Annotated in this window: 19 protein-coding genes and 1 pseudogene; 1 reads left to right on the forward strand and 19 read right to left on the reverse strand. The window is 38.6% G+C overall.

All coding sequences use genetic code 11. The features are described 5' to 3' along the window. Positions 1-90 precede the first annotated feature (90 nt). The 14 genes from mltG to cymR all read right to left on the reverse strand — a co-directional run bounded on the left by mltG (position 91) and on the right by cymR (position 12,902). On the reverse strand, positions 91-1,206 hold the full coding sequence (gene mltG / locus KSHG_RS06190) for an endolytic transglycosylase MltG (RefSeq protein WP_010303497.1): 1,116 nt from the start codon (positions 1,204-1,206) through the stop codon (positions 91-93). 90 nt (positions 1,207-1,296) lie between these two features. After that, complete coding sequence (locus tag KSHG_RS06195) at positions 1,297-1,569, reverse strand: DUF1292 domain-containing protein (protein WP_010303499.1); 273 nt, start codon at positions 1,567-1,569, stop codon at positions 1,297-1,299. 16 nt (positions 1,570-1,585) lie between these two features. After that, positions 1,586-2,104 (reverse strand): DUF1292 domain-containing protein, encoded by a 519-nt coding sequence (locus KSHG_RS06200; RefSeq protein ID WP_010303501.1) that lies wholly within the window; start codon positions 2,102-2,104, stop codon positions 1,586-1,588. Between the two features lie 11 nt (positions 2,105-2,115). Then, positions 2,116-2,658, reverse strand: coding sequence for a DUF1292 domain-containing protein (locus KSHG_RS06205; protein WP_010303503.1), 543 nt, complete (start codon positions 2,656-2,658; stop codon positions 2,116-2,118). Positions 2,659-2,671: 13 nt separating this feature from the next. Then, positions 2,672-2,980 (reverse strand): DUF1292 domain-containing protein, encoded by a 309-nt coding sequence (locus KSHG_RS06210; protein ID WP_010303506.1) that lies wholly within the window; start codon positions 2,978-2,980, stop codon positions 2,672-2,674. 10 nt (positions 2,981-2,990) lie between these two features. Next, positions 2,991-3,275, reverse strand: coding sequence for a DUF1292 domain-containing protein (locus KSHG_RS06215; protein WP_010303508.1), 285 nt, complete (start codon positions 3,273-3,275; stop codon positions 2,991-2,993). Positions 3,276-3,286: 11 nt separating this feature from the next. After that, positions 3,287-3,706, reverse strand: a complete 420-nt coding sequence (gene ruvX, locus KSHG_RS06220; protein ID WP_010303509.1) for a Holliday junction resolvase RuvX — start codon at positions 3,704-3,706, stop codon at positions 3,287-3,289. 3 nt (positions 3,707-3,709) lie between these two features. Then, positions 3,710-3,976 carry an IreB family regulatory phosphoprotein gene (locus tag KSHG_RS06225; RefSeq protein WP_010303511.1) on the reverse strand — a complete coding sequence of 89 codons (267 nt, stop codon included), beginning with the start codon at positions 3,974-3,976 and terminating at the stop codon, positions 3,710-3,712. Positions 3,977-4,042: 66 nt separating this feature from the next. Then, the gene (gene alaS, locus KSHG_RS06230) at positions 4,043-6,703 is read right to left on the reverse strand and encodes an alanine--tRNA ligase (RefSeq protein ID WP_010303512.1); all 2,661 of its coding nucleotides are present in this window, start codon (positions 6,701-6,703) and stop codon (positions 4,043-4,045) included. A 346-nt stretch (positions 6,704-7,049) separates the two neighbouring features. Continuing rightward, a complete protein-coding gene (recD2, locus tag KSHG_RS06235; RefSeq protein ID WP_010303513.1) occupies positions 7,050-9,455 on the reverse strand; it encodes an SF1B family DNA helicase RecD2 in 2,406 nt (801 codons plus the stop codon). A 15-nt stretch (positions 9,456-9,470) separates the two neighbouring features. Further along, entirely contained in the window at positions 9,471-10,130 is a 660-nt protein-coding gene (locus KSHG_RS06240; RefSeq protein WP_010303514.1) for a tetratricopeptide repeat protein, read from the reverse strand. Between the two features lie 14 nt (positions 10,131-10,144). Then, positions 10,145-11,272 carry a tRNA 2-thiouridine(34) synthase MnmA gene (mnmA, locus tag KSHG_RS06245; protein WP_010303515.1) on the reverse strand — a complete coding sequence of 376 codons (1,128 nt, stop codon included), beginning with the start codon at positions 11,270-11,272 and terminating at the stop codon, positions 10,145-10,147. A gap of 22 nt (positions 11,273-11,294) precedes the next feature. Next, entirely contained in the window at positions 11,295-12,437 is a 1,143-nt protein-coding gene (locus tag KSHG_RS06250) for a cysteine desulfurase family protein (RefSeq protein WP_010303516.1), read from the reverse strand. Between the two features lie 45 nt (positions 12,438-12,482). Further along, positions 12,483-12,902 (reverse strand): cysteine metabolism transcriptional regulator CymR, encoded by a 420-nt coding sequence (gene cymR / locus KSHG_RS06255; protein WP_010303517.1) that lies wholly within the window; start codon positions 12,900-12,902, stop codon positions 12,483-12,485. A gap of 119 nt (positions 12,903-13,021) precedes the next feature. Between cymR and KSHG_RS16260 the strand changes: the two are divergent. Continuing rightward, positions 13,022-14,313, forward strand: a pseudogene (locus KSHG_RS16260) (replication-associated recombination protein A). Between the two features lie 521 nt (positions 14,314-14,834). On the opposite strand, the gene KSHG_RS06265 reads toward KSHG_RS16260, so the two are convergent. From KSHG_RS06265 to KSHG_RS18295, 5 genes are all read right to left on the reverse strand, one after another. Continuing rightward, positions 14,835-15,542 (reverse strand): sugar isomerase domain-containing protein, encoded by a 708-nt coding sequence (locus tag KSHG_RS06265; RefSeq protein ID WP_010303521.1) that lies wholly within the window; start codon positions 15,540-15,542, stop codon positions 14,835-14,837. Between the two features lie 5 nt (positions 15,543-15,547). Further along, positions 15,548-16,270 (reverse strand): GntR family transcriptional regulator, encoded by a 723-nt coding sequence (locus KSHG_RS06270; RefSeq protein WP_010303523.1) that lies wholly within the window; start codon positions 16,268-16,270, stop codon positions 15,548-15,550. 130 nt (positions 16,271-16,400) lie between these two features. Further along, positions 16,401-17,162, reverse strand: coding sequence for a tRNA threonylcarbamoyladenosine dehydratase (locus tag KSHG_RS06275; protein WP_010303525.1), 762 nt, complete (start codon positions 17,160-17,162; stop codon positions 16,401-16,403). A 274-nt stretch (positions 17,163-17,436) separates the two neighbouring features. Next, positions 17,437-17,676 (reverse strand): hypothetical protein, encoded by a 240-nt coding sequence (locus KSHG_RS18290; RefSeq protein ID WP_010303527.1) that lies wholly within the window; start codon positions 17,674-17,676, stop codon positions 17,437-17,439. A 5-nt stretch (positions 17,677-17,681) separates the two neighbouring features. Next, a complete protein-coding gene (locus tag KSHG_RS18295) occupies positions 17,682-19,205 on the reverse strand; it encodes a hypothetical protein (RefSeq protein ID WP_010303529.1) in 1,524 nt (507 codons plus the stop codon). Positions 19,206-19,213 lie beyond the last annotated feature (8 nt).

The following is a 19,213-nucleotide window of genomic DNA, read 5'->3' on the forward strand; positions in this document are numbered from 1 at the left end:
TAAATGATAGTAAAAAGCGAGTAGACACGCACATTTCACAAAGTGTATAAAAAAACAGCAGAAGTGATTTCTTCCGCTGTTTTTGAATTTCTATTTAATGTATTTTGCTACATTTTTTTGATGTTCCGCATACGTTTCAGCAAAATGGTTTTTACCGTCTTTATCTGCAACGAAGTATAAGTATTTCGTCGTTGCTGGGTCGATTGCTGCACGTAGAGATTCAATTCCTGCATTCGCAATCGGACCTGGTGGTAAGCCTTTATGGATATACGTATTGTATGGGCTATCTACTTTTAAATCTGAATAAAGAACACGATTTTTGTGCTCACCTAATGAATATAAAACCGTCGGATCGGTTTGTAACGGCATCCCTTGTTCAAGGCGGTTGTAAAATACACTCGCAATCGTTTCACGATCCGTACTAGCCGTCGCTTCTCTTTCAAGTAATGATGCAAATGTTAAAAATTCGTGAACACTCATATCTTTTTCTTTCAGTAAAGAAGCGTATTGTTCCACAACGGCATTCGTTTGTTTCACCATATCCGTCGCAATCGTTTCAAGAGATGGTTCTTTTTCATAGAATGAATACGTCGATGGATATAAATAGCCTTCTAGTTTATAACGGATATCTTTATCATTGACTGCTTTACCGACCGTACTTGGATACGCTTTTTGCATTTTCTTCACGAAAGTGTCGCTCGTTACGAGTTTCATAAATTCTTTCGAGCTATACTTCGTATTTTTCGCCACTTGGTCACCGATTTGATCAAGTGTTAATCCTTCAGGAATCGTTAACGTAAACTCTGGTGTACGATACACTTTACCTGTTTTCAAACTTTTAATAATTTCATCTGGTGTCATAGAAGGTGATAACTTATATGTACCTGCTTGGAAACCGGAACCATTATTGAATTTCGTATAATACTTAAAGATTCGAGCGTTTTTAATAATGCCACTCACTTCTAATTTATCTGCAATCGAATCAATTGACGATCCAATTGGCACTTCAATTTTGACCGTTTTTTTAGAATCTTCATCTACAGGTTGGATCGCGCTCTTCACATAAAAATAACCGCTAATCCCAACGATTACAAATAGGGCAACTAAAATCCCTGCAATAAGCAACACAATTTTTCGAACGATTTTCTTTTCGTCTTTTTGTTGCTGTAATTTTTTAATTTGTTTTTCAGGCAATTGACTGTCCACAAATTCCCCTCCTATTCTAAAAACAATTATACATTGTCCTATTTATTTTCACAAAAAATGAGTGGAATGACAAGCATCCCACTCACTTTTTTACATGCTCATAATTGTTTGGATAACCTCTTCAAGCATATCCCATTCTTCTTCTGTTTCAATTTCATACAATGCTTCTGCACCATCGTCTGTCGGTAATACTTCTGCTGCTTCAATTTGAACTTCAGCATTTTCATCTTCAACATCTTCACAAAATACTAAATAGGTTTTTTCGCTATTAGTCGGTTCGACGCGAGATAAAATACGGTAAACCGTTTCCGTCCCGTCTTCGTCATATTCGACAAATGTTACACCGTGAAAATCTTGTGCCATGAGGCCACCTCTTTTTTTATTGTTCTTCGCTTAAAATTTCGTTTAATACTTCTTGTACTTTCACGAATTCTTCTTCTGTTTCTACAGGAGCTAACCCTTGTTCGCCACTTCCATTTTCAGTAAGTGTCGCCACTTGAAGTTCAGGTTGTTCTTCATTTTCGTCTACAAATGCTACGTAGTTTTTGTCGCCGATTGAGAATTTCGCAACGACTGTGAATGTAATTTCATTCCCATTCGCGTCTTCAACCGTAATATACGCTTCATCTTCGTCATCTGCTTCATTTGCAAGTTTTTCAAGAATCGCATTAACCGCTTCTTGGTCCGCTTCGTCTGTAACAGGTTCTAATTCTTCATTACCTTCTGCATCTTCAACGATAACGGCTGCTTGTACTTCAGAACCGCCTTCTTTTTCTTCTGCAAAAAGAACAAAGCGTTTATCGTTTGCTTCAAAACGTTGTAATACGGCAAATACGATTTCGTTTCCATTTTCATCAACCGCTACTAAATGTTCGTGATTATGTTGGTGTTCTGACATGTGAATCGCTCCTATTCTGCTGAATCTCTAAGTGCTTGATCAATTAGTGCCCATTCACCTTCTGATTCTACTGGGAACATTTCTTGACCATCTTCTGTATCGACTAATTGTGCTGCTTCCATTTGTGGTTGATCTGCATTTTCGTCGTAATACACAACGTATTGTTTACCATTAATTTCTAATCGACGTTCGATTGCAAAAACAATTTCATTGCCATCTTCATCTGTTGCGATTAAATGTTCATGGTCATGATGCTCATGATCATGGTCGTGACCTTGTCCTTCTTCAGGTTGAAATTCACCTGATTCGACTAAGTCATTTAATACGTCATTAATTAAATCCATTTCTTCTTGTGTTTGAATATCGCCAAACGCTTCGCCACCTGTTTCTGTTGGTACAAGTGTCGCTGCTTGAATTTCATTACCTACTGCTTCATCATTTGTCGCATAAAAGATAATGTATTTTTTATCGTTTGCTTCAAAGCGTTTCACAACGACTAGTTCAATCTCTTGATTTTCATCGTTATGGATGTATAAACGTTCTAATTCGCTCATGCTTTCGTCGCCTCTAATCTTTAGATTGTTCTTCAATCATTTTTTCGATAAATTTCCATTCAGCAGTCGTTTCGATTAAATCAAGTTCGCCGTCGTCTGTTAAAATGACTGGAATAATATCTGTTTTACCTTTTTCATCTTCTTCATATCCAACAGCCGCATATAACGCATACGTTTTACCGAATTTGTTACCTTTTGCTTCTTTTGTAATAAGAGAAAGTTGTTCGTAAAGATTTTCATTACCTTCTTCATCAACTAGTGTGATGATTTTGAAAGGTTCTTCTGTTGAAGCTACGTTGTCGTTGTTTAATTCTTCAGTCATGCGTAGTCTCCTAGTCTTCTTCTGTATTTTCTTCTAAGTTGTTAAAAATATCTTCGATGTATTCTTGTTCTTCCGGTGTCTCGATATCGCCAAGTTCACCTTCAAGAGCGTCTTCGTCGATTGATGCTGCGTATACACGTACGTCCTCATCATCTGATTCGTCTTCGATATAGTAGAAAATGTATGATTTACCGAAATGGTTCCCATCATCTGTTTCTTCTACTTTGTATACGATGACCGCTTGATGTTCTTGTCCTTCTTCATCTACGATTAAAAATGTTTGATTCTCTTCCATGTTCTTCACCTCTAAAATGATTTTCGATCTAAATAGCCTTGTAAAATCATTACTGCAGCCATTTTGTCGATTACTTTCTTACGATCTTTACGACGTACATCTGCTTCAATTAAGACGCGTTCTGCAGCCATTGTCGTTAAACGTTCATCCCATAACGTAACAGGGAGTCCAAAACGCTCTTCTAATTGTTCTTTATAGGCAATCGACGCTTCTCCACGTGGACCGACTGTGTTGTTCATGTTTTTTGGGAAACCGACGACAAATTCAGTTACACCGTATTGTTTAACGAGTTCTTCTAAACGGTCTAATCCTAATTCGCCTTCTTCTTCATTAATTTTAATCGTTTCAATTCCTTGTCCTGTCCACCCTAACGCATCGCTTACGGCAACACCGACTGTTTTTGAACCGACATCTAGCCCCATTACTCTCATTGTTTATGCCTCATTATTCTTTTTAATATAAAACTTCACTAGTTCCTCCACAATCTCGTCTCGCTCTAACTTGCGCATTTTAGCTCGTGCATCTTGATGACGAGGAATATAAGCTGGGTCACCAGATAATAAATAACCGACGATTTGATTGACCGGATTGTAGCCTTTTTCTTCTAGTGCTGCATGCACAGAAAGTAACGTATCTTGTACTTCCTTTTCCATAGATTCTTCCGAAAAATTAAATTTCATCGTTTCATCAAACTTGCTCATGCAAAGCACCCCTTTTATTGTTCATAGTTATTGCTAACTTAAATTATAACGGAAGTGAGTCGTTAATTAAAATGATTTCACTGCTTCATATACAGATTGTAGTGCTGCATCTAATTTAGAAGCGTCTTTTGCACCGGCCATTGCCATATCTGGACGACCGCCGCCTTTACCGCCACATTGCTCTGCTACAGACTTCACGATGTTACCCGCGTGGTAGTTACCGCCTGCGATATCTTTCGTTACACCTGCACAAAGCATTACTTTATCGCCTGCTACTGCGCCTAAAACGATGACTGCATTGTTCATCTTCGCTTTTAAATCATCCATTAATTGACGAAGTTGACCATTATCTTTCGCTTCGACTTTCGTTGCAAGAACTGTTACGCCATTAATTTCTTGTGCATCTTTTAAAATGTCACCCGCTTGAGCAGCAGCCATTTTCGCTGATAATGATTCGTTTTCACGTTGTTGTTCTTTTAATTCATGTTGAAGATTTTCAACACGCATCGTTACATCTTTTGGATTCGCTTTTAACAATGCTGCTGTTGCTTCAAGAATATGTTGTTCTTCTTTCACTGCAAGGAATGCTTCTTTACCTGTTACTGCTTCGATACGACGTGTACCGGCACCGATTCCGCCTTCTGAAACAATTTTGAATAAACCAATTTCTGAAGAACGTTTTACGTGAATACCACCACAAAGTTCAATTGAGTAATCTGATACTTGGACAACGCGTACAACGTCGCCATATTTCTCGCCGAATAATGCCATTGCGCCCATCGCTTTCGCATCTGCAATTGGCATTTCTTCGATGATTACTTCAATATCGTCCCAAATTTTCGCATTTACTTCTGCTTCGATTTTTTCTAATTCTTCTTTCGTTACAGCACCGAAGTGTGAGAAGTCAAAACGTAGACGGTCTGGACCAACGTATGAACCTGCTTGGTTAACGTGATCGCCTAATACGTGTTTAAGTGCTGATTGCATTAAGTGAGTTGCTGTATGGTTTTTTACCGTTAAATTACGTTCTTCACGATCTACTGTCGCATTTACTTCTGCGTGTAATGTTAACTCACCGCTTTCTACGATGATTGTGTGTAACGGTTGACCATTCGGCGCTTTTTTCACGTCTTTTACAGACGCTGTAAACGCTTCGTTTGAAATCGTACCGTGGTCTGCAACTTGTCCACCCATTTCTGCATAGAAAGGTGTTTGCGCTAAAATAACAAGTACTTCGTCGCCTTCTGAAGCGACTGTCACTTCTTGACCATTCACAACCATCGCTTCAACTGTTGTCGTTACTTCTAATTGATCGTACCCGATGAATTCTGAAGCTTGTGTTAAGTTCGCAAGTACTTCTGATTGGACATGCATAGAATCCACATCTTGACGTGCAGCACGTGCGCGTTCACGTTGTGCTTCCATTTCTTTTTCGAAACCAACACCGTCTACAGTCATGTTTACTTCCGCTGCATATTCTTCTGTTAACTCTACTGGGAAACCGTACGTATCATATAGACGGAATGCATCTACACCTGGAATAACTGTTTCACCTTTTGCTTTTTGAGCTTCAACGACTTCATTGAAAATAGAAAGACCGCCATCTAATGTTTCATGGAAACGAACTTCTTCGTTTTTAACGACTTTCATGATGAATGCTTCTTTTTCAGCTACTTCTGGATAGAAGTCTTGCATAACAGCACCGACTGTTGGTACTAATTCAAACATGAATGGTTTTTCGATTCCTATTTGTTTCGCATAACGAACCGCACGACGCAATAAACGACGTAATACGTAGCCGCGACCTTCATTTGACGGAAGCGCACCGTCACCGATTGCAAAGGCTACCGTACGAATATGGTCAGCGATTACTTTGAATGGCGTATTAATATCTTCTTCTGAATCAAAGATTTCTGATAAATCTACTTCACCAGGGCGTTTGTATTTACGATTTGCAAACTCTTCAATTTTTTCAATGATTGGCATGAATAAATCTGTATCATAGTTTGTTGGAACGTCTTGTACAACAGAAGCCATACGTTCAAGACCCATACCTGTATCAATATTTTGTTTTGGAAGTGGTGTGTACGTACCATCAGGATTATGGTTGAATTGAGAGAATACTAAGTTCCAAATTTCAAGATAACGTTCGTTTTCGCCACCTGTATACAATTCTGGATCTGTCGGATCATTCCCGTATTCTTCACCACGGTCATAGAAAATTTCAGAGTTTGGACCTGATGGACCTTCACCGATGTCCCAGAAGTTTCCTTCTAAACGAATTAAGCGTTCTTCTGGAATACCGATTTCATCTTTCCAAATGTTGTATGCTTCTACGTCTTCTGGATGAATCGTAATCGATAATTTTTCTCCGTCAAAGCCCATCCATTTTGGATCTGTTAAGAATTCCCATGCATAGTGAATCGCTTCTTTTTTGAAGTAGTCTCCAATTGAGAAGTTTCCTAGCATTTCAAAAAATGTATGGTGACGTGCTGTTTTACCCACATTTTCGATATCGTTCGTACGAATCGCTTTTTGTGCGTTCGTAATACGTGGATTATCTGGAATAACGGATCCATCAAAATATTTTTTCAATGTTGCAACACCTGAGTTGATCCAAAGTAGGGAGTTATCATTAATTGGAACAAGTGGCATACTAGGTTCTTGTTTGTGATTTTTTTCTACAAAAAACTCGATGTATTTACGGCGAATTTCAGCTGCTTTCATTTTATCTATTCCTCCTAGATTATGATGTTGAACGATCACTTTAGAGAAAACAAAAAAGTCCCCATCCCTATAAAAAGGGACGAGAACTTTGCATACGTTTTCGTGGTACCACCCTAATTCATGTAGACGAATCTACATCTCTTAGCACTGTAACGTAGTGAACGGCAGGTATTAACTGCACTCCGGATTAGCTTTCCCATCGAACGACCTAGAAGATTCTTTCAGCCTCGGAATCTCTTTCTTTACTATGCGTTACAATCGTACTCTTTCCGTCATCGTTTTCATCTATTCTATAGATGATTATAAGAAAAAGGAAGAGCAGTGTCAATCAAAGGCTTATCGGCATTTACGATAAAAAATCATACGGTGTCACTTCATTCATACCAATCATCGGATCAATCGTATCAATTAGTTCCATCGTCAGTCTTTTTTCGGAATTGTCGGTTGAATAATCTCGTTCATCTTGTACAACTTCCGTTACGACGACTCCTTTTAATCGATCAACGAGTGTCGTCCTACGCGTTACGTCTGCTACATTTTGAATGCCTTTTACGAACATATCTGGCTCGCCACATAAAATTAAAAAGTTTTTTGCGCGTGTTAACCCTGTATACAATAAATTTTTACGTAGCATTTTATAATAATTTCGCACGATTGGCATAATGACCATCGGAAATTCACTACCTTGTGATTTATGAATAGAGCAACAATAAGCGAGTGTTAATTGATTTAAATCTCCTCGCGTATATGTTACTTCATTTCCGTCGAAAGAAACAATTAATTGATCGACATTGTCCGTCGTCTCTTTCGCTCTAAAAATCGCAATAACTTGTCCCATATCGCCATTAAACACGTTGCTCTGCGGTTGGTTAACGAGTTGTAGCACTTTATCCCCTATACGATAAATCGTATCGCCAAATGCCATCTCTTTCGTCTTTGCATTTTTCTTTGGGTTCACAAGTTCTTGAATCACTTTATTCAAATTATCAATTCCAGCGTCTCCTCTATACATCGGTGCAAGCACTTGGACGTCATGAATCGAGAAGTCTTTTTTTAACGCACTTTGAATAATTTGAGCAACGACCGTCGGAATTTGACTCGCATTCGCTTGAATGAAAGAACGGTCGCCTGTTTTCGCAATTAAATCTTTCGGAAATTCATTATTTTTTAGTTGATGTGCCAGCTCTACAATAGATGACCCACTCGCCTGACGATACACTTGTCCAAGCTCTACCGTTGGAATGACGTTTGAATCGAGCATATCTTTCAACACTTGCCCGGGACCGACTGGTGGCAATTGATCTTGGTCTCCAACGAACACGATTTGACAATCTTCTGGTAACGCTTTTAGCAATTGATATGCAAGCCACGTATCGACCATCGACATTTCATCGATAATAATTAATTTCCCTACGAGTTCTCGTTCCATTTCTTCATCAGGATCTTCTTGCCCTGTGAATCCTAACAAACGGTGAATCGTTTGCGCTGGCAGGCCTGTTGATTCACTTAAACGTTTCGCCGCACGTCCAGTCGGTGCAGCTAAAACGATTGGAAACGGTTCATCTTTATCGTATGTTTTCACATCTAATGACAGTCCATGAAGTTCTGCATACACGTCAACAAGTCCGCGAATAACCGTCGTTTTCCCTGTACCGGGACCACCTGTTAAAATCATCGTCGCACTATTAATCGCTGTTTCAATAGCATTCACCTGAGGCTCTGCATAGACGACACCTAATCGTTCTTCTACATCGCCAATCCATTTACGGATTTCCGATTTTGGAAAAGCTGACTGTTCATCATTTCGACCTAAAAATTCCGTAAGTCGCTCTGCAATACCTACTTCTGAATAGTAAAGTGACGGCATGTAAAGTCGCTTCGCTTCCCCACAAATTTTCCCGTCTCTCCCTAGTTCGATTATCGCATTTGAAATAGCATCGATTGAAATCGTACACGGTTGACTATTTTCCAGTAGCTTTTTCGCATCGACAATGACGTCTTCCGCTTCAACATACACATGACCATCCGACAAAGCAACTTGTTGAATCAAATGCAAAATCGCTGCTTTAATTCGTCCCGGATTATCTCCTGTAATTTGAAGTTGCGCACCTAAATCATCTGCTCGGCCGAAACCAATCCCTGAAATATCTTCAATTAAACGATAAGGATTTTCTTGCAATATTTGAATCGTTTTTTGCTCATATTTTTGATAAATCTTTACCGCTATTTGAGGTCCAAATCCCCACTCACCTAAACGAATGAGAATACGATCCATCCCTAGATTTTTTTGGAGAACATCTCTTAAAATATCTTTTTTCTCCGTACTTAATCGCGGAATAACGTCTAAAGCATCCGGTTGTTCAATAATTTTCTTAATGGCGTCGCCGCCTAATTTTTGAACAATTATTTCCGCCGTTTTTTGTCCGATCCCCGGGAATAAATCACTCGATAAATATTGAACGACCCCTACTTCCGTCGTCGGTAGTTCTTTTTCAAAAGAATCCGCTTGAAATTGAAGACCATACTTCGGATGTTGCTTTAAATGCCCTTGGAAACGATACATCGCTTCCTCGTCTACTTTCGGAAAGTGACCCGCAACGATAATTTCTTTTTCTTTATATTCCGTATTCGTCTCCTGAATTTTCAACTTAATAATCGAAAATAAATTATCCGTATTATGAAAAATGGAGACGACAGGTCGACCCACCACAAATAACGGTTCATCCGCAAAAAGTGATAAATTTTCAGTCAACACTGTCACCTCCTATTAGTCTTTACGTTGCATAAGCATATCGTAAATATATTTTGCTTGATCAAACTCGGGAGCAATTTCAAGTGCTTTTAATAAATGAGATTTCGCTGTTTCGACGTCTTCTGTTGAAACAGCGTATAAAACTCCTAAGTTGTAGTAAGCGTCTGCATTGTTTTCATCTAAAGCTAAAACCGCTTCTAATTCCGGTTTCGCAAAATCAAACATTTCTAATGAACACATTAAAATAGCATTTGCTAAACGAATTTGCACATCTTTTGGTGCAAGTTCTGCTGCGCGTTGCATGTATGGAAGCGCTAATTTCATATTGCCTGCATGTTCAAATGACTTCGCCATCATGTAGTAGGCATCTGCTCCCTCAATCCCTGCACGAATCGCACGTTCGTACAATTTCATCGCTTCTTCAAAACGTTCATTATTGTAATACAGACTCGCTAAACCGTAGTATGCTGTCGCTGCATTTTCATCTAATGAAATCGCTTTTTGGAAGAAACGTTCTGCACGTTCTGTATCACTCATCGCTGCTAGTAAGTTCCCGAAGTTAATATATCCAACTGTTTCTGTTGGATTTTCTTCGATTGCTTGTGTGAACGCTTTTACTGCGTCCTCAAAGCGTTCTTCTTGCATCGCTTTGATGCCTTCTTCATTGTAATTCAATTATGACACCTCTATTATCCTACGTAAGTTAATTTTTTACCGTCTTTGAACACTTCGTCGATTGTTGCCCCACCAAGGCAAATTTCCCCATCGTATAATACGACAGATTGTCCAGGCGTAATCGCACGTGTTGGTTCTGAGAATGTAACATTCCATTGGTCATCACCAATGAGTTCAACCGTTACAGGTACATCTGTTTGACGGTAGCGGAATTTCGCTGTACATTCAAATTTTTGTGGCAATAAACGATTTGTTGAGAAGTTTGTTTTCACAGCTTTTAAGCTCGTTGAATACAATTTATCATTGTGGAAACCTTGACCTACTAACAAAACGTTACGGTCTAAATCTTTCCCTACGACGAACCATGGTTCACCATCTCCGCCAATGCCAAGACCGTGACGTTGACCTAATGTATAGTACATTAAACCGTCATGTTTCCCCATTACTTTTCCTTCAAATGTTTCCATATTACCAGGTTGTGCAGGTAAATATTGGCTTAAAAATTCTTTGAAATTACGTTCACCAATGAAGCAAATACCTGTTGAGTCTTTCTTTTTCGCTGTCGCTAAGTTCGCTTCAGCTGCAATTTCACGTACACGTGGTTTCACAATTTCACCAATTGGGAACATAACATGCTCCAATTGTTCAGGTGATAATTGATTCAAGAAATACGTTTGGTCTTTGTTATCATCGACCCCACGTAACATAACGCGTTCACCGTTTTCATCGTAACCGATTCGTGCATAGTGACCTGTCGCAACATAGTCCGCACCTAAACGTAGGGCATGTTCAAGAAATGCTTTGAATTTAATTTCTTTATTACACATAACGTCCGGGTTCGGTGTACGACCTGCTTTATATTCTTCAAGGAAGTATGTGAATACTTTATCCCAATATTGTTTTTCAAAGTTTACCGCATAGTATGGAATACCAATTTGGTTACATACTTTAATAACGTCTTCATAATCTTCAGTCGCTGTACATACGCCATTTTCGTCTGTATCATCCCAGTTTTTCATAAAAATACCGATGACGTCATATCCTTGCTCTTTTAAAATTTGCGCTGTTACTGAAGAGTCAACGCCGCCGGACATACCGACTACTACACGGGTTTGTGATGGATCTTTTACTACGTTTGTCATTGTTTTACTTCACCTTTTCTCGTTATTTCGTTAAACGTGTCACAATCGAAACAATTTTCTCTGCGGCACGCTCGATTTGCGCTGAGTCTAACCCGTAACCAAAGCTAAATCGAATCGAATTGCGTAGTTCTGGCGCTTGTTTGCCATACATTGCGACGAGTACGTGAGATGGATCTAACGTACCAGCTGTACAAGCAGAACCGCTTGATGCTGCAACTTGATCGATATCTAAGTTTACTAAGAAAGATTCAACATCCATACCATCGAAGCTAATATTTAGCACGTGAGGTAATGCGTGAAGGGCATCCCCATTTGTATGGTATGTAATTTGATGGTCATCTAATTTTTGTAAGATGATTTGACGGTAACTTGCGAATTCAGAAGCTTTTTGCTCCATTGAATTTTGTGCAATTTCAACAGCCTTCGCAAAGCCTACAACTGCAGGAACATTTTCTGTGCTTGCGCGACGTTTACGTTCTTGATCACCACCGACAATAAGCGGTTGGACTTTCGTTCCGATACGTTCATATAAGAAGCCCATTCCTCTAGGACCATTTAATTTATGGGCCGAAGTAGAAAGTAAATCAACGCCTAAGTCATCAACATCGATTTTTTCTAAACCGAAAGCTTGAACAGCATCTGTATGAAACGTTGCACGGTGATCTTTAAGTAGTGCCCCGATTTCTTTAATCGGTTGTTTCGTACCGACTTCATTATTTCCATACATAATCGACACAAGAATTGTATCTTCGCGAAGCGCTCGTTTCAAATCATCGATAGCTATCATACCATTTTTGTTCACAGGAAGATACGTCACATCAAAACCTTGTTTTTCAAGACGTTCACATGCACGTAAAATCGCATGATGCTCCACTTGTGTCGTAATAATATGACGCCCTTCTTCCTTGCGAGCATAAGCCGTTCCAAAAACAGCTAAATTATCTGCTTCTGATCCACCGCTCGTCAACACGATTTCATGGTCTTTCGCTCCGATTGAGTGAGCGATTAACGCACGTGCTTCATCTAAATACTTTCTTGCGTGACGACCGATACCGTGAATAGATGATGGATTGCCGTATACAGTCGTCATAACGTCTGTCATCGCTTGAATTACTTCCGGATGCATAGGAGACGTTGCCGCATGGTCTAGATAAATTTCTGTCATTCAAAAAATCTCCTTTAATCGTATAGCTTTCACTGTCTTTGTTTCCTAAATATAAAACATGTAATTATCGCTTGATGCGGATTCTGTATATTTAGCCAAATCTTCTAAATTTGTGCTATCTAATACATCTTTTACGGCATCGCGTACGCGAATCCAAAGTTCACGTTGTGGGGGTGCTTCATTTTCAATCCCTTCAACAGGTTGAATTGGTCCCTCTAGCACTTTAATAACATCTGCTGCAGAAATCAAGTGTGGTGGCTTCGATAGCATATAGCCACCATAAGCCCCTCGTACACTTTTCACTAGCCCCGAATTACGCAACGGGGAGACAAGTTGTTCTAAATACGCTTCAGAAAGATGATTTTCAGATGCGATTTGACGCAAAGGGATTGGACCTTGTCCGTATTGTTTCGCTAGTTCAATCATAATTGTCAATCCGTAACGACCTTTAGTTGAAATTTTCATTTGGACACCTCTATTAATTTACTGTTATCGTCTTAGTATATCATATTTCCTTCCAATCTACTCGGTTTTGGACTATGATGAATGTTATGATAAATCGATTCAAAAAAGGGGGAATCTCATTGGCTGCTCAACCTTTAGCCTATCGTATGCGTCCGACAAAAATAGAAGAAATTGTCGGCCATTCTGATTTGATTGGCCCGCATACAACGCTTTATAAAATGATTCAAAAAAACACGTGCCATCCATTTTATTATATGGAGAACCCGGTATTGGTAAAACGTCGCTTGCTTATGCGATTGCTGGAAGTGCTGATTTACCTTTCGCTGCATTAAATGCCACGAGTGCGGGTAAAAAAGACATTGAAAACTTAATCGAAGAAGCAAATTTCCAAGGGCAAATTTTACTGTTCCTTGACGAAATTCACCGCTTCAATAAACTCCAACAAGATACGCTACTTCCACATGTCGAAAGCGGTAAAATCATTTTAATTGGCGCGACGACAGAAAACCCATTTCATGCAGTGAATCCTGCGATTCGCTCGCGCTGTGGGGAAATTAAGCAATTGAAACGATTGACGATTCATGACGTCGAAACACTTTTAACGAAGGCGCTTCACGATACGAAACGTGGATTAGGTCGTGAACAGATTATAATTACAGAATCACAAATTCATCAAATAGCACTCGCTTCAAATGGTGACGGACGAAAAGCACTGACTCTTTTAGAATCTGTTTTTTATGCGAGTGATGAAGAAGATGGCAAAACACTTTTTAAAGATGAAACGATTGCACAACTCGCAGAAAGAATCGGTGTCTATGGCGATAAAAAAGGCGATCAATTTTACAATTTATTGTCCGCCCTTCAAAAATCTGTACGTGGTTCAGACGTCGATGCTGCACTTTATTATTTAGCAATGTGTCTTGAAAATGGTGACCTCGTAGCAGTTAACAGACGGCTACTCGTCATGTCCTTTGAAGATATCGGTTTAGCTGTACCTGAAGTAGGAGCACACGTACTCGCAGCCGTACAAGCAGCCGAACGACTTGGTTTACCAGAAGCACGCATTCCACTCGCTCACGCGGTTATTGAAATGTGTTTAAGTGAAAAATCTAATTCCGCGATTTCAGCAATTGACCGTGCAATTGAAAAAATCCACACAACTCAAACCGGTGACATTCCGATGCATTTACGCGATGCCCACTACGCAGGAGCGAAGACGCTTGGCGTTGAAGGGTATGAGTACCCGCATAATACACCAATCGGTACATTCGGTGGTTGGGTTAACCAACAATATTTACCAGATAACGTGAAAGATGAAACATTCTACAAACCTGTTATTGCAGGACAAGAGAAACGACTGGCTAGCATACACGAGCATTTACACGCCCTCAAAAATCAAAAGACAAAATAAAAAAGACACTTCTTTTTAAGCCAAATTTGACAGACGCTTTCCCGGGGCATAGTGGAAGCCTCCTCGCTCCTACTTTCTCTTTAGGAGCCGCTACCACATTATTATTGAACCATCTTTTTCCGATATTGAAGCGGTGAAAGGTGGTTTACTTTGTCCAAATTTGCGTACGATGATAGTAGTTGATATAAGTTTGAACGTTTGTACTAAAAAGTCCTTCAACATAAAACATTTCTATAATGGTTTCGATTGATTGTTATAAACGATATACTTCTCCGTTTTCATAACACTTTACCCATCGATCAATTTGATGCTCATTCTTCATCCTGCATACGTTCATTCACTGATACTTATGCCAATTTTCTCTCAAGTGCTTTCATTTTTGTTTCGTTGAATATACTTGTTTTTATTACAAAAAGACACTTCCAAAGATTTTATATCTTTGAAAGTGTCTTTTTCTTTTTACGTTATCTCAGATTTTTAGGTCCATTCCGTTGCTAAAAAAGTAACTTTGTCTTTTTTATTTAAAATGAAATACGATGACGGTATTTTTCAATCCATTCATCATTCTCGTTACGTGTCGTCACATTATTACTCGAAAAAACAGGTAAAGGCTGCGGCAATAAATTCAACACTTCTACTAATAAACTTTGTAGCACATATGCACCAATGACCGTCGAAGCGGGGCCAAATAAATCTGTCCCCTTTTGAATGACCCCATCGCCAATCGGTATATGATTATTTAGTACATCATCAACAATTTGCTCTAAGCGCTTCTGAGAAGGGTGATTGCTTTTAAGCTCTACATACTGCAAAGATTGTAAACTAATCGTATAAATATCTTGTCCTTTCGCAAGTAACGCTGCATCAATTGGTGCCGGATTTCTCGCTGAAGTCGAAATGACGATGAATACATCATTCGGTTCGAATTGAAAAGCTTGTCGATGATATTGTGGAATGTAATCAATTTGCTTTTCAAATTTCGCAGACGACTGTGCACCCGTATGCAGCATTAATGGCTCAATTAAAATCGGTTTTGCAGGAACAATGCCTCCTGCACGATAAAATATTTCTTGCGCAAGTAAAGCCGAATGTCCACAACCAAAAAGTTGAATTACGCCGCCCTTTTTTATTTTTTGCGCGATTTTCTCTGCTACTCGATTAATCGTCTCTCTTTCTTCTTTTTCAACGTCGTGCATAATCTGATTTACTTGCAAAAAATAGTCGTTCATCTCAATCACCTCTTAATTTCGCTAATAAATTTATATCGATCAGCTCGATACGCACTATGTACACTTTCAAAAGGACGTCCATCTTTTAAATAACTCGTTCGTTTAATGAGTAACGAAACTGCATCCGGTCGAACGTTCAAAAACGTCGCATCTTCTTTATTAATTCGTGCTGCTTCCATTTGTTGAATGGCATTGCCAATTTGATAAGGATACTGCTTTTCAATAAAACTATATAGCGAACTTTCTAACGCTGTCATATCTAACCGCGGAAATAAATGTACGGGCAAATACGTTCGTTCGACAGCCATCGGTTCACCGTCCGCATTTCGAACACGAATGATGTAGTAAACGAATTCCCCTTCTTCAAGCATCAAATCTTTTCGCACGTCAAAGGGCGCTTTTTTCTTTTCAAAAACAACGATTTGACTACTCGGCTCAAGTCCTCTAGAACGCATATCTTCCGTAAAACTCGTTAACCCATTTAAAGGTTGCTCTAATTTAGGGTTTGCGACAAACGTTCCTTTCCCTTTTTCTCTCCTTAATAGCCCATCTTTCACTAATTCTGCTAAAGCTTGTCTCACAGTCATGCGACTCACTTTATATTGCGTTGCGAGCTCTCTTTCAGAAGGAATCATCGTACCGACGGGATATTTTTGTTCTGAAATTTGTGTTTTCAGTTGTTCTTCAATTTGTGCATAAACCGGTACATGCGATTGTTTATTAATCATTACTTCCCTCCTCTGGTCTACTTGTCTATACCAATAATAAAGCGTTTTCAAAGAAAATAAAAGTGAATTTCCAACCAATTAAAAAGAACGAATGGATTTTTAAAATCCATTCGTTCTTTTCTTATACGTATTATCCTTGTACGCGATTAATTTGAATATCACTTAAAATATCGCGAATAACCCAGCTCGCTGCAATTAATCCAACAGATGATGGAACAAATGCATTTGATGAAGGAGGCATTTTCGCTTTACGAATTTCTGCGTTCGGTTTCCCAACTGTTTCCGCAACATCTGGACGAATAACGATTGGACTTTCGTCAGAGAAAATCACCGGAATACCTTTTTTAATACCTTCTTTACGTAATTTCACACGAATGACTTTCGCCAATGGATCCATGTACGTTTTAGAAATATCAGCGATTTGGAAACGTGTCGGATCCATTTTATTCGCTGCGCCCATGCTTGAAATAATTTTAATACCGCGTTTCAAGCACTCTTTCATAATATGAATTTTATAAATCACCGTATCACTTGCATCAATCACATAGTCTGGTTCATAGCTGAAAAATTCTTCATACGTTTCTTCTGTGTAAAACATGTGTAAATCGATTACTTCGCAATCAGGATTAATATCTGCGATACGTTCTTTCATCACAGCTGATTTTGATTTTCCGATTGTTGACATGTAGGCAACTAATTGGCGGTTAATATTCGTAATATCGACATCATCTTTATCAACTAAAATAATACGACCTACACCTGTGCGTGCGATGGCTTCAGCAGCGAAAGAACCTACGCCACCTATGCCTAAAATCGCTACGGTTTTATTTTTTAATAAGTCGATTCCTTCTCGACCAACTGCTAATTCATTTCGTGAAAATTGATGTAACATGTCATTCACTCCGTTATGTTTTAAAATCACTACTAATTAAAGTAGACGTCTTTCAAAATATAAACAAAACGGCTCAAAAAAGCAAGTAAGTTACTATGTATTAGAGGAATTATCCCCCTCCATTTATCGCAACTTTCTCTTTATCAAATAACCGTTCCCCTTATTCGAACCGAACATTACTTTTTCTAATTTTTTTCATACTTTATTACTTGTCTGCCTTACGTCATAAGTACAATAAAAATACATATTTCATTATCAAAATAGATTGCTTCGATTATTCGTATTCATCTACTTGAAATTTTTCTTTTAAAAATGGATAGAGCAATAAATAAATGTATTTCCCTTGGATTGGGCATCCTTCTGTATAAAAGCAATGTCTCGGGTAACTAAGCGGTTCGGCTCTTTGTGCGATATATTTGTCGACAAACACATTGCTAAGCATTGCCCGGTGATAGTTTTCATCACTTTCATCAATTGCCCATTGGAACCATTTCGTAATCGCATTGTCCGGCAAAGATTCTAAATATTTTTTACCGCAAATTTTTCATTCATCGCAAGTAAAACTGCTAACCGTAAATACGGTTCATCTTCTGTCCACCGTGTCACATGTACGAGTGCATCAAATGAATCGTCCATCTTCCGCGCATCAAATGCTAATGCAGCCGCTTTAAAATAAACACGATTCACAATAGCTAAATCCCGTTCTTTTTTCACGAGATGTAATGCTTCTGTCATAAATTCACGGTTATAATCACTTAATAAAAGTAGAGCATCTAAACAAACTGGATTGTATCGATACGCCGCATCCGCAAATTCCACACGATCTTTTTCATACGTTTGTTGGTATGCTTCAAATGAAAGATGTTGCGCTAAATCATTAGAACGTTTCGGAACGAATGGTTGCGTGCCGATTTCATGACGTATTCTTTTTTTACCGAGTTCGTCAAATATATGTCGCTCCTCACAAAGGCGTTGAAATGCCCATTCTTCCCGTTCCCTCACCGTAGCATCGGTTCCCGCAAAATAAAGCCTCTTTTCATCTTCTAATAAACGCCAATCTTTAAATTCAAAACGATAATACTGTTCAAATTCTCGACTGTATTTATACAAGGTTGTCATCGATATACCACAAAGCTCCGCTAATTCTTTTACAAGCATCACACGTGGAATAAACGTAAATTTCATACCAAAATGTAAAATACCTGCAATGACAGATAATTTTTTTTCAGATTTTAAATGTTTTTTTGCCTTCAAATAATGATGAAAAAACAAAAAGAGTGGATCACTTTTTTGATCTAATTGAACGAGTGAGGCGTCTAACATTAACAACAATTGCTTTGCATCATCAGAAAGCCGCACTGATTCAGATGATAAATCACTTAACAGTTGCCAACATAGTGCAATTTGATTCGTAAAAAATTGTCCATACATTTGTTCTTCCGACGTATCAAATGCAATTTTCCAAAAATCAAATAGCGCATTGTTAGATTTATTTAAAATTAGAGCTAAGCTTAAGGAATAATAAATACCTTCTTCGAGCCCTTTAATTAATAATAGTACGACGTCTTGACCAATATGCTCCTCGCTTGCAGAAAAATCGAGCACATGCACTTTCTCTTTCGTCCAAGCATGTTGTAAAACGACATATTTTTCTTGGATTTCTATAATCTCACCAAAGAAAAAATTCGGGTGTTGCCAAGAATACAGCATCTTTTTTAATTTGGGTGAGGACGCTTGTTTCATTTGTGCAATCAAATATTGTGCCCATAATCGTTTATCGTACAAAAAATAATAACTATCTTCCGCTAAACGCTTCACTGTCGATTCTTCAATTTTCTCTTCCAATGACTCAATTAATTCGGGCGTCATCCATGACATCACGTCTTCGCGACTATCTTCATTTTGTTTACTTTCTAAAAACTGAAATACAAATCGTTGCTTTTCTGTAACAAAATGAAATTCAACTGGCGAAATTTTTTCACTTGCTCCTTCTGATTCGGCACGTCTACACCCCCATATAATTAATAAAAAAAGAACGACCAAACATGTTT

It is taken from the genome of Kurthia senegalensis (assembly GCF_000285595.1).
Lineage (GTDB): Bacteria > Bacillota > Bacilli > Bacillales_A > Planococcaceae > Kurthia > Kurthia senegalensis.